The organism is Brevundimonas sp. (assembly GCF_046295075.1).
In the GTDB taxonomy this organism is placed as follows: Bacteria; Pseudomonadota; Alphaproteobacteria; order Caulobacterales; family Caulobacteraceae; genus Brevundimonas.
This window is the reverse complement of record NZ_JBKBOC010000030.1, coordinates 1-11,511: the sequence shown is the minus strand read 5'-3', so window position 1 is coordinate 11,511 and position 11,511 is coordinate 1. Positions and strand designations below refer to the sequence as shown.

General features: G+C 66.0%; 9 protein-coding genes and 1 pseudogene. 2 read left to right on the top strand and 8 right to left on the bottom strand.

Annotated elements, in window-relative coordinates; all coding sequences use genetic code 11:
- The 4 genes from metH to ACK4MH_RS15330 all read right to left on the bottom strand — a co-directional run.
- Positions 1-2,664: methionine synthase (gene metH, locus ACK4MH_RS15345; RefSeq protein ID WP_409719921.1), on the bottom strand; the 2,664-nt coding region annotated here is incomplete at its 3' end.
- A gap of 169 nt (positions 2,665-2,833) precedes the next feature.
- Positions 2,834-3,940 carry a homocysteine S-methyltransferase family protein gene (locus tag ACK4MH_RS15340; RefSeq protein ID WP_409719919.1) on the bottom strand — a complete coding sequence of 369 codons (1,107 nt, stop codon included), beginning with the start codon at positions 3,938-3,940 and terminating at the stop codon, positions 2,834-2,836.
- Entirely contained in the window at positions 3,940-4,881 is a 942-nt protein-coding gene (metF, locus tag ACK4MH_RS15335) for a methylenetetrahydrofolate reductase [NAD(P)H] (RefSeq protein WP_409719917.1), read from the bottom strand. The genes ACK4MH_RS15340 and metF overlap by 1 nt, the downstream gene beginning before the upstream one ends.
- The gene (locus ACK4MH_RS15330; RefSeq protein ID WP_409719915.1) at positions 4,881-5,840 is read right to left on the bottom strand and encodes an ArsR/SmtB family transcription factor; all 960 of its coding nucleotides are present in this window, start codon (positions 5,838-5,840) and stop codon (positions 4,881-4,883) included. Before ACK4MH_RS15330 ends, metF begins: the two co-directional genes overlap by 1 nt.
- 119 nt (positions 5,841-5,959) lie before the next feature.
- Here ACK4MH_RS15330 and ACK4MH_RS15325 point away from each other — a divergent pair, with 119 nt between their 5' ends.
- Positions 5,960-6,358, top strand: coding sequence for a hypothetical protein (locus ACK4MH_RS15325; RefSeq protein WP_409719913.1), 399 nt, complete (start codon positions 5,960-5,962; stop codon positions 6,356-6,358).
- A 2-nt stretch (positions 6,359-6,360) separates the two neighbouring features.
- Here ACK4MH_RS15325 and ACK4MH_RS15320 read toward each other — a convergent pair whose 3' ends face one another.
- From ACK4MH_RS15320 to ACK4MH_RS15305, 4 genes are all read right to left on the bottom strand, one after another.
- Entirely contained in the window at positions 6,361-7,287 is a 927-nt protein-coding gene (locus tag ACK4MH_RS15320) for a 2-hydroxyacid dehydrogenase (RefSeq protein ID WP_409719911.1), read from the bottom strand.
- 29 nt (positions 7,288-7,316) lie between these two features.
- A complete protein-coding gene (gene ettA / locus ACK4MH_RS15315; protein ID WP_409719909.1) occupies positions 7,317-8,984 on the bottom strand; it encodes an energy-dependent translational throttle protein EttA in 1,668 nt (555 codons plus the stop codon).
- A 113-nt stretch (positions 8,985-9,097) separates the two neighbouring features.
- Positions 9,098-10,135, bottom strand: a complete 1,038-nt coding sequence (locus ACK4MH_RS15310) for an alpha/beta fold hydrolase (RefSeq protein WP_409719907.1) — start codon at positions 10,133-10,135, stop codon at positions 9,098-9,100.
- A 56-nt stretch (positions 10,136-10,191) separates the two neighbouring features.
- On the bottom strand, positions 10,192-10,746 hold the full coding sequence (locus ACK4MH_RS15305; RefSeq protein ID WP_409719905.1) for an FKBP-type peptidyl-prolyl cis-trans isomerase: 555 nt from the start codon (positions 10,744-10,746) through the stop codon (positions 10,192-10,194).
- 341 nt (positions 10,747-11,087) lie between these two features.
- On the opposite strand from ACK4MH_RS15305, the pseudogene ACK4MH_RS15300 reads away from it, so the two are divergent.
- Positions 11,088-11,511, top strand: a pseudogene (locus tag ACK4MH_RS15300) (DNA-directed RNA polymerase subunit beta); the annotation flags it as partial.

Here is an 11,511-nt window from a genome sequence, read left to right as displayed (position 1 = left end):
GGCCGCCGTTTCGCGTTTGGCGGCATAGGGATCGTAGTTGAGGATGGGGGCCAACCAGCGTTCGGCTGTCGCCAAGTCCCAGCCCTTGCGGCGGGCGTAATCCTCGACCTGATCCAGATCGATCTTGCCGACGCCGAAATAGTGGCTGCCCGGATGGCCGAAATAGAGGCCTGACACCGAGGCGGGCGGCGTCATAGCGTAGCTTTCGGTCAGGGCCATGCCGGCGTTGTCCTCGGCCTGGAGCAGGCGGAACAGGGTGGCCTTTTCCGTGTGGTCGGGCTGGGCCGGATAGCCAGGGGCGGGGCGGATGCCTTGGTATTGTTCGGCGATCAGTGCATCGACGTCGGCTGTTTCGTCGGCGGCATAGCCCCACAACTGGGTGCGGACTTCCTTGTGCAGCCGCTCGGCGAAGGCTTCGGCCAGGCGGTCGGCGAGCGACGTCGCCAAGATGGACGAATAGTCGTCGCCGGCGTCCTTGAACCGTTTGGCGACTTCCAGCTCACCATGACCGGCGGTGACGGCGAAGGCGCCGATATAGTCCTCGCCCTCTTCGGCGATGAAGTCGGATAGGGCCAGGTTGGGCTTGCCGTTCGACTTCTTGATCTGCTGGCGCAGGGTGTGGAAGCGGGCGATCTCGGCGTCCCGGCTTTCGTCGGCGAAGACGATGACGTCGTCGCCCTCGGCGCGGGCGGGCCAGAAGCCGACCACGCCCTTGGCCGTGAACCACTTCTCGTCGATGATCCGCTTCAGCATGAGCTTGGCGTCCTCGAACAGGTCGCGCGCAGCCTCGCCGACGATCTCATCTTCGAGGATTAGCGGATAGCGGCCGATCAGCTCCCAGCTGGCGAAGAAGGGGGTCCAGTCGATGTGGTCGGCCAGGTCCTTCAGGTCCCAGGCGTCGAAGGCCTTCACGCCGATGAAGGACGGCTTGCCGGGCAGGGGCTGGGTCGGATCGATGCGGAAGCGGTTCTCGCGCGCCTGGGCCAGGGTGGCGCGAGCCTTCACCTCTTGACCGCGGGCGTATTGCTCGCGGATGCGGATATATTCGTCGCGGGTGGCCGCCTCGTTCTTGGCCCGGTCGGTCTTGGACAGCAGGCCGGAAACCACGCCGACGGCGCGGCTGGCGTCGACGACATAGGTGGTCGAACCCCGGCGATAGGCGGGCTCGATCTTGACCGCCGTATGGGTGCGACTGGTGGTGGCGCCGCCAATCAGCAGGGGGATGTCGAAGCCGCGCCGCTCCATCTCGGCGCCGACGAAGACCATCTCGTCCAGCGACGGGGTGATCAGGCCGGACAGGCCGATGATATCGACGTTGTGCTCGAGGGCGGCGTCCAGGATGCGGTCGGCCGGGACCATGACGCCCAGGTCGATGACCTCATAGTTGTTACATTGAAGGACGACGCCGACGATGTTCTTGCCGATGTCGTGGACGTCGCCCTTGACCGTGGCCATCAGGATCCGGCCGGCCTGTTCGCGCGGCTTGCCCGCCTTCTCGGCCTCCATGAAGGGCTCCAGCCAGGCGACGGCCTGTTTCATCACGCGGGCGGACTTCACCACCTGGGGCAGGAACATCTTGCCCGAGCCGAACAGGTCGCCGACCACGTTCATCCCGTCCATCAGCGGGCCTTCGATGACGTGCAGGGGGCGGTCGAAGGAGAGGCGGGCTTCTTCCGTGTCGGCGTCGATATATTCGGTGATGCCGTTGACCAGGGCGTGAGCGATGCGGGCGGCGACCGGCTGGTCGCGCCACTTCAGATCGACGACGCGGGCTACGCCCTTGTCGCCCTTGTAGTTGGGGGCGATGTCGACCAGCCGCTCGGTGTTGGAGACATTGGTGCGCTGGGGGCGGTTCAGGATCACGTCCTCGACCGCCTCGCGCAGGGTCGGGTCGATGTCGTCATAGACCGGCAGGTCGCCGGCGTTGACGATGCCCATGTCCATGCCCGCCTGGATGGCGTGATACAGGAAGACGCTGTGGATCGCCCGGCGCACCGGCTCATTGCCGCGGAAGCTGAACGACACGTTCGACACGCCGCCGGAAATCCGCGCGTAGGGCAGGGTGGCCTTGATGACCTTCACCGCCTCGATGAAATCGACGGCGTAGTTGTCGTGTTCCTCGATCCCGGTCGCCACGGCGAAGATATTGGGGTCGAAGATGATGTCCTCGGGCGGGAAGCCGACCTCGTTGACCAGGATGTTGTAGGCGCGGGTGCAGATCTCGATCTTGCGGGCAGCGGTGTCGGCCTGGCCCACTTCGTCGAAAGCCATGACGACGACGGCGGCGCCATAGCGCAGGCAGGCGACGGCCTGTTCGCGGAACTTGGCCTCGCCTTCCTTCATGGAGATGGAGTTGACGATGGGCTTGCCCTGGACGCACTTCAGGCCCGCCTCGATCACCTCCCATTTGGAGCTGTCGATCATCACCGGCACGCGGGCGATGTCCGGCTCGGCCGCGATCAGATTCAGGAAGATCCGCATGGCGACGGCGCCGTCAAGCAGGCCCTCGTCCATGTTGATGTCGATGATCTGGGCCCCGGCCTCGACCTGTTGCCGGGCGACGTCGAGGGCGGCCGAATAGTCGCCCTCGACCACCAGCTTGCGGAATTTGGCCGAGCCGGTGACGTTGGTCCGTTCGCCGACGTTGATGAAGGTGGGTCTCATGACTGTCCTCCCTCTCCCATTGGGAGAGGGCTTGAGCGCACGGCGGCGTAGCCGTCGTTCTGGCGCGAAAGGGTGAGGGATAGATTTTGCGAGTTGGCCCACCGGCGAACCCTCATCCTGCCCTCCGGGCCACCTTCTCCCAATGGGAGAAGGAAAGAATGCGTCGCCATCACGCCACCATCTCGAACGGTTCCAGCCCCGATAGCCGCAGGGCCACGGGGCGTTCCGGGATCGCGCGGGGCTTCAGTGGCGCAACCTCTTCGGCGACGTGCCGGATGTGGTCCGGTGTCGTGCCGCAGCAGCCGCCGACGATATTGACTAGGCCCGACGCGGCCCATTCCTCGATAAAATGGGCGGTTTCGTGCGGCTCCTCGTCGTACTGGCCCATGGCGTTGGGCAGGCCAGCGTTGGGATAGGCGGCGACCAGGGTGTCGGCGACGCGGCTAAGCTCGGCGATGAAGGGGCGCATCAGGTCGGCGCCCAGGGCGCAATTGAAGCCGACGGCGAAGGGTTTGGCGTGGCGCACGCTGTTCCAGAAAGCCTCGGCCGTCTGGCCCGACAGGGTGCGGCCCGAACGGTCGGTGATGGTGCCCGAGATCCAGATGGGCAGGGCGTCCATGCCCTCGTCTTCCAGGTCCTTGATCGCCTTGATCGCGGCCTTGCAGTTCAGCGTGTCGGTGATGGTCTCGATCAGATACAGATCGACGCCGCCTTCGTTCAGCGCCTTCACCTGATGGCGATAGGCCTCATAGACCTGATCGAAGGTGACCAGCCGCGCGCCGGGGTCGTTCACGTCGGACGACATCGACAGCATCTTGTTCAGGGGGCCGATCGAGCCGGCGGCGAAGCGCGGTTTGTGCGGCTCCTTCTCCGTCCAGCGGTCGGCGGCGGCGCGGGCCAGTTTCGCGCCTTCCAGATTGATGTCCCACACCGCCTGGGCGTCCAGGGCGTAGTCCTCCTGGGCGATAGTTGTGCCGGAGAAGGTGTTGGTCTCGGAGATGTCGGCGCCGGCGCCATAATACTGGTCGTGCAGGTCGGCGATGACATCGGGGCGCGTAATGCAGAGGATGTCGTTGTTCCCCTTCATCTGGTTCTTTTCGTCATAGCCGTTAGCGGCGACGAAGCGGTCGGCGCGGAAGTCGGCTTCGGACAGGCCGCGCCGCTGGATCATCACGCCCCAGGATCCGTCGAGGACCAGGATCCGTTCCTTGGCCGCCTGATGCAGGGCGGCGATGCGTTGGGCCCGAGTCAGGGGGCGGGTGAGGGGAGAGGTCATTACGCCACGGCCTTGGTTTCACGCACGCCCAGCACGCGGCAGATCGCATAGACCAGATCGGCGCGGTTCAGGGTGTAGAAGTGGAAGTCGGAAAAGCCCTCTTCCTGCAGACGCGCGCAGGTCTCAGCGGCGACCGAGGCCGCCAGCAGCTTGCGGGTCTCGGGATCGTCGTCCAGCCCGTCGAAATGGGCTTTCAGCCAGTCGGGGATGCTGGTCCCGCAGGCGCCGCACATGCGGGTCAGGCCGGCGAAGTTGGACACGGGCATGACGCCGGGGATCAGGGGAATGGTCACCCCCGCCGCCCTGACCCGGTCGCGGAAGCGCAGGAAGGCGTCGATGTCGAAGAAGAACTGGCTGACCGCGCGCGTCGCGCCGGCGTCCACCTTGGCCCTCAGCACCTCGATGTCGTGGTCGATGGAGGGGCTTTCGGGGTGGCGTTCGGGATAGGCGCCGACCGTGACGTCAAACCCGCCGGCGCGGCTGATGGCGGCGGTCAGTTCGGTGGCGTTGGCGTAGCCGTCGGCGCGGGGCTGATAGACGCCGCCGATTCCGGACCCGCCCGGCGGATCGCCGCGCAGGGCGACGATGTGATCGACCCCGATGGTCTTGTAGCCTTCGATGACCTCATCGACCTCGTCGCGGCTGGCCTCGACGCAGGTCAGGTGGGCGGCAGGGCGAAGCGAGGTCTCGGTGATGATGCGCTGGACCGTGCGGTGCGTGCGCTCGCGGGTCGAGCCGCCGGCACCATAGGTTACCGAGACGAAGGCGGGGTTCAGCGGCTCCAGGCGTCGGATCGCCTTCCACAGATTGGCCTCGGCCTCGTCGGTCTTGGGCGGGAAGAACTCGAACGAGACGCGCACGTCGTCGCGATTGGACCCGGCGCGAGCGACAGGCCCCAGGGGCGACAGCAGCAGTGCGCGAGCGTCAGCTAAGGAAGCCATCAGGCGGTCTTTCTGTCCTGGACGCGGCGTTCCGCCGTCCAGATGGTCACGGTCAGGCCCTCGGCGTCGTGCGGCAGGGCGATGGGGGCGGACGGCGTCAGGCCGCCGTCCAGCAGCCAGCCGTTGATCTCGCTATCGGCGAAACCCAGGCGGCGATGCTGATGCGCCTCGCGCATATGTTCGAAGTCGTGGGGGGCGAAGTCGATGATGACGAGGCGGCCATTCGGGCTGACCAGGCGGGCGGCCTCGGCGACAGCGGCGGACGGGTCGGACAGGTAGTGCAGCACCTGATGCACGATCACCAGATCGGCGCTGGCGGCGGGCAGGCGGGTGGCGAATATGTCGCCGTGGCGCAGCTCGACCTTGTCCAGCCCGGCCTTGGTGACGTTGGTGCGGGCGATGTTCAGCATGTTCTGGCTGAGATCCAGCCCGACCGACATCTTGGCCTTCTTGCCGAACAGGGTCAGCATTCGACCCGAGCCGGTGCCCAGATCGACGACGCGCTCGAACGGGCCGGGGCCAACGGCGCGTTCCAGGGCGGCCTCGACGGCGGTCTCGCTGACATAGAGCGAGCGCAGGCGATCCCACTGGGGCGCGATCTGTTCGAAATAGCTGACGGCGGCTTCCTCTCGGTCCTTGCGAACCTCGTCCAAGCGGCGGTGATCGGCCTCGCCGGCATCCTCGGCCAGGATGTCCAGCACGGTGTCGATCAGGCGTCGTGCCTGGGCGTCGTGCGACAGGCGGTAATAGACGCGGGCTCCGTCCGGGAAGCGTTCGATCAGGCCGGCGTCGGTCATCAGCTTCAGATGGCGTGACACGCGCGGCTGGCTCTGGTCCAGGATGCGAGACATCTCCATGACCGAAAGCTCCTCCCCGGCCAGCAGCGACAGGACGCGCAGGCGGGTGGGTTCTCCGGCTGCGCGTAGGGCTTCGACAGTCTGATCGGCGGACAGGCTCATATGTTCATATAAGGATATCCTTATATGATTTGGCAAGTGAAATCGTTTCCCCGGCAAGGCCGCGACGGGAATAGTTCGTGCGTGCGTTCAAGAGTTCAAAACCCTTTTGGAGCAGTCTCATGCGTCACCTGTTGATCACCGCCTTCGCTCTCGCCGCCGCCGGTCCGGCGCTGGCCCAGAGCGACTTCCCTGAACCGCCGATGCCGCAGATGTCGGGTCCACCCATGGGGGGACAGATGGGCGGGATGCGGCCGCCGGAACGCGAAAACCTGGCGCAGATGCAGGCACGGATGACCCAGATGTTCGATCGGCTGGACGCCAACGAGGACGATCTGGTCGATGCAAACGAACTGGCCAATGCGCGCGGCGGTCGGATGCTGACGCGGATGGATGCGGACGCGGACGGTCGAGTGACGCGCGACGAGTTCAACATCGGCGTCGACGCCCAGTTCAAGACGCTGGACAAGAACGGCGATGGCGTCGTGACGGCGGACGAACGCCCGCAGCGCCCCCGCTGAAATCAGACGACGGGCGTCTTCAACGGTTCGCCCGCGAAATGCGCCTGAAGGTTCTGCATCAGCAGCATCAGCATGCCCTGCACCCCGGCGGTCGTGGCCCCGGCGGTGTGGGGCGTCAGGACGATATTGGGCACGTCGGCCCAGCGGTCCGGGTTGGTCGGCTCCTCGATGAAGACATCCAGCGCGGCCTGACCCAGGCTTCCTGATTTCAGGGCGGCGATCAGGGCGTCTTCGTCCACGACCTGACCGCGCGAGACATTGACCAACAGGCCGTCGGGGCCGAGCGCCTCAATAATGTCGCGCGAGATCAGGCCCCGGTTGGTCTCGTCGGCCTTGCAGGCGACCACGAGGATGTCACTGGCCTTGGCCAAGGCGAGCAGGCTGTCGGCGCGCGGCCATTCGGCGTCGAGCGGGCGCGGCCCCCACCAACCGACATCCATGCGGAAGGCCTCGGCGCGGTCGGCGACGGCCTTGCCGATATGGCCCAGGCCGACGATGCCAAGCTTCTGGCCACCGAGGGAGGCGGTGATGGTGCGGGTCTCGGCTGTCCAGGCGCCGGAACGGACCTGACGATCACCCGAGGCGATCTGGCGACGGGCGGCCAGGATCAGACCCAGGGCGTGATCGGCGACATCCTCGTGATTGATGCCGGGGGCATGGGTGACGGGCAGGCCGCGCTGGCGGCACCAGTCGATGTCGATGCCGTCATAGCCCGAGGTGAAACAGGCCAGCAGATCGAGATTGGGCAGCCGCTCGATCAGCGCCTTGTCCAGCGGCGCCTCGCCGGCGACGACCATGACGCGAATGTCGTGCGCCGCCTCGATCGGCGGGCCTTCCCAGAAACGATAAACGTCGTAGGCGCTCTCAAGAAACCCGGAGAGTGGCGCGAGATGCCGCTGCATGATGAGAACGGCGGGGCGTTGGGTCATGCAACGGCTCCTCATGTTCGATCAGGCGATCAGCGCCCGAACTTCTGGTGCTGGATGCGCTTGGGGATGATGCTGTCGGCGCCCAGGCGGCGCATCTTGTCCTGTTCGTAGGCTTCGAAGTTGCCTTCGAACCATTCCACGTGGCCGTCGCCTTCGAAGGCGAGGATGTGGGTGGCCAGACGGTCGAGGAACCAGCGGTCGTGGGAGATGACCACGGCGCAGCCCGCGAAACCCTCAAGAGCCTCTTCGAGGTTCTGCAAGGTTTCGATGTCCAGGTCGTTGGTCGGTTCGTCGAGCAGGATCAGGTTGCCGCCCGAGGCCAGGGTCTTGGCCAGGTGGACGCGGTTACGCTCACCGCCGGACAGTTGCCCGACCTTCTTCTGCTGGTCGCCGCCCTTGAAGTTGAAGCTGCCGACATAGGCGCGGGTGTTGATTTCGCGCTTGCCGACCATCATCACTTCGGTGCCGCCCGAGATGGCCTGCCAGATGGTCTCGTCCGGCTTCAGGTCGTCGCGCGACTGATCGACATAGGCCAGCTTGACCGTTTCGCCGACCTTGACGGTGCCGCCGTCAGGGGTTTCCTGGCCGGTGATCAGCTTGAACATGGTCGACTTGCCGGCGCCGTTGGGGCCGATGACGCCGACGATGCCGTTGGGCGGCAGCTTGAAAGTCAGGTCGTCGAACAGGGTCTTGTCGCCATAGGACTTCTTCAAGCCCTCGACTTCCAGAACCACGTTGCCCAGGCGCGGGCCAGGCGGGATCTGGATATGGGCGTGGGTCTGGGCGCCGCGCATCGATTCCTGCTCGTCCACCATCCGCTCGTAGGCGGCCAGACGGGCCTTGGACTTGGCCTGGCGGGCCTTGGCGCCGGAGCGGACCCAGTCCAGTTCGCGGCTGAGGGCGCGCTGGCGGGCTTCGGATTCCGAGTTTTCCTGAATGACGCGCTTGGTCTTGGCTTCCAGCCACGAGGAGTAGTTGCCCTCGTGCGGGTGGCCCTTGCCGCGGTCCAGCTCCAGCGTCCACTTGGTGACGAGGTCGAGGAAGTAGCGGTCGTGGGTCACCAGGATGACGCAGCCGGGGAAGTTCTCCAGGTGATGCTGCAGCCAGGCGACGGATTCGGCGTCCAGGTGGTTGGTCGGTTCGTCAAGCAGCAGCATGTCGGGCTTGGACAGCAGCAGGCGGGCCAGGGCCACGCGGCGCTTTTCGCCGCCGGACAGGTTGGCCGTTTCCCAGTCATCGGGCGGGCAGCGCAGGGCGCCCATGGCCATTTCGATGCGGCTGTCGATGTCCCAGACATCGCCGGCGTCGATCTTCTCCTGAAGGGCGGTCATCTCCTCCATCAGTTCGTCGGTGTAGTTTTCGGCCATTTCGGCGGCGATGGCGTTGAAGCGGTTGACCCACTGCTTCTCTTCACACCAGGCCTCGACGTTCTCGCGAACGTTCAGGCTGTCGTCGAGCTTGGGCTCTTGTTCGAGGTAGCCGCGCTTGATGCCGTCGGCGGCGCGGGCCTCGCCCGTGAACTCGGTGTCCAGGCCGGCCATGATCTTCAGCAGGGTGGATTTACCCGAGCCGTTGACGCCCACGACGCCGATCTTGGCGTCGTTGTAGAAGCTGAGCCAGATGTTCTCGAAGATCTTGCGGCCGCCGGGGAAGGTCTTGGTCAGACCCTGCATCTGGAAAATATATTGCTGCGCCATGAGGTGCGGTTTCGCCCTTCGGGTTCGTCTGATTGGGGAGTTAGGCCGGATGTAGCGATCCTGACGCCCGAGAGCAAATAAGGCGAAAGCCGAACGCACCAAACGATGCCGTGCTAATCGAGCGCCTTCAGCAGGGCTGCGTGGAAGCGGTCGGGGTCCTGGGTCTGGGGCGCGTGTCCCAGGTCGGGGAAGTCGATAAGGGTCGCGTCGGGGATGGCCTCGGCGGTGCGGCGGCCAAGGGCGGGATATTGGCCGAGACGGGCCTGAATCTCGGGCGAGGCGCGGTTGGCGCCGGGGGCGGTGCGGTCCGTGCCGCCGATGATCAGCGTGGTCGGGGCGGCGATGCGGCCGAATTCGTGCGCGATCGGCTGGGTGAAGATCATGTCGGAGGTCTGGGCCTGGTTCCAGGCGACGGCGTCGCCGCCCGGTCCGGCGTACATGCCCGCCAGCATGGCGACGGGTTCGTCGTATTCGGGTCGCCACTGGCCGTCGTAATAGACCTTTTGCTGATAGGCCTTGATGCTGTCGAAGGTGGTGCGACGCTCGTTGGCGTAGGCGGCGTCCAGCGGGGCGTAGGGGACGCCTTCGGCCTGCCAGTCCTCCAGGCCGATGGGATTGACCAGGACCAGATGCTCGACGGCGTCGGGATGCTGGATGGCGAACCGGGCCGCCAGCATGCCGCCCATCGAATGGCCGACGATCACGGGGCGGTCGATGTTCAGGCTGTCGAGCAGGGCCTTGGTGTTGGTCGCCAGTTGCGGAAGGCTGAACTGGTATGCGGCAGGCTTGGACGCCTTGCAGAAGCCGATCTGATCCACGGCGATGACGCGGAAACCGGCCTGGGCCAGGACGCGGATGGTCGGCGCCCAGGTGGCGGCGCAGAAGTTCTTGCCGTGGAGCAGCAGGGCGGTGCGGCCGTTGGCGGGGCCGGTCGGGGCCACGTCCATATAGGTCATCTCCAGCGCCTGGCGCTGGGACTCGAACGCATAGGTCTGGACGGGGAAGGGGTAGTCGTAGCCTTCCAGCCGGGGGCCGTAGGTCGGCCGGTCCTGGGCGGGGGCCTGGGCCGGGGGCTGGGCCTGATCTTGGGCTGACGCGGTCGTGGCTGCGAGGAGAAGGGCGAGGGAGGCGGGGAGGAGGGTGCGGATCATGACGGCCCCAACGGTAAAGGCTGGATCGCCGTTCCGCCCCGCGACCTGTTGTCCCCTCAGCCGGCCGGCTTGACCTCAAGCAGTTCGACCGAGAAGCGCAGGGTCGAGTTGGGCGGGAGGTCGCCGCCGCCGACCCAGCGCGAGCCGTAGCCCAGCGAGGCGGGGATGACGAACTCGTAGATCTCGCCGGCGCGCATCAGGGCGACGCCCTCGGTCCAGCCCTTGATGACGCGGTTCAGCGGGAACTCGGCGGGTTCGTTGCGGCTGTAGGAGCTGTCGAACTCGCGCCCGTCGATGAAGGTCCCGCGATAGTGGACCTTGACCGTGTCGGTCGCCGACGGCTGGGCGCCCTGGGGGTGGGCCTTGCCGACGCGACGGTATTGCAGGCCGCTGGCGGTGGTGGTCCAGCCACGACGCGCGCCGTTCCAGGCCAGATAGTCGGTGTTGCCGACGTCCCAGGCTTCCTGAGGGCTCTGCGACGTCTGGCCCGCGACGGCGGCGGCCGCACGGGCGGCGGCCGAGGCGGTCTCGGCGTAGGTGACGGGTTCGCCGCGCGTGGCGCAGGCGGAGAGGCCGAAGAGGGCGATCAGGGGCAGGGCGGTGCGTGTCATATGGCGACGCTAGATGACGCAGATGTCGGCGGCAACGGGATTGGGCTGCGGGAATGAAAAGGTTCCGTGGGGCCTTTATTTCGTCGCGAATGCGCGTATATGTGCGCGCTCCGCAACACTCCATATGAGTCTGCGCGCAAGCGCCGAGGCCCGGTCCGTCGCCCTCCGACCGTGCGAAGGCGCGGCTCCTTCCCCAGGGAGCCGGTACATTTCAGGCGTCCTGGCCCGGCAGCGGGCCGAGGGTGGATGCCGAAACCCTGGCTGCGGACGCGGAAACGCGCGCCGTGGCTGCTGCATTTCACGCGCGACTTTCCCGGGTCGTGCGTCATGGGAAACACTGAATGACTGACGTCGCCCACGATCTCGCCATCAACGGTCAGATCGCTTCCGCCACCTCGTTCACCGGCAAGAAGCGCATCCGCAAATCCTTCGGGCGTATCCCCGAAGCGGTGGCGATGCCCAACCTGATCGAGGTCCAGCGCGCTTCCTACGAACAGTTCCTGCAGCGTGAGGTCCGTCCTGGCGTCCGCAAGGAGCAGGGCATTGAGGCGGTCTTCAAGTCGGTGTTCCCGATCAAGGACTTCAACGAACGCGCCATCCTGGAATACGTCTCGTACGAGTTCGAAGAGCCGAAGTACGACGTTGAGGAGTGCATCCAGCGCGACATGACCTATGCCGCGCCGCTGAAGGTCAAGCTGCGCCTGATCGTGTTCGAGACCGACGAGGAAACGGGAGCCCGTTCGGTCAAGGACATCAAGGAGCAGG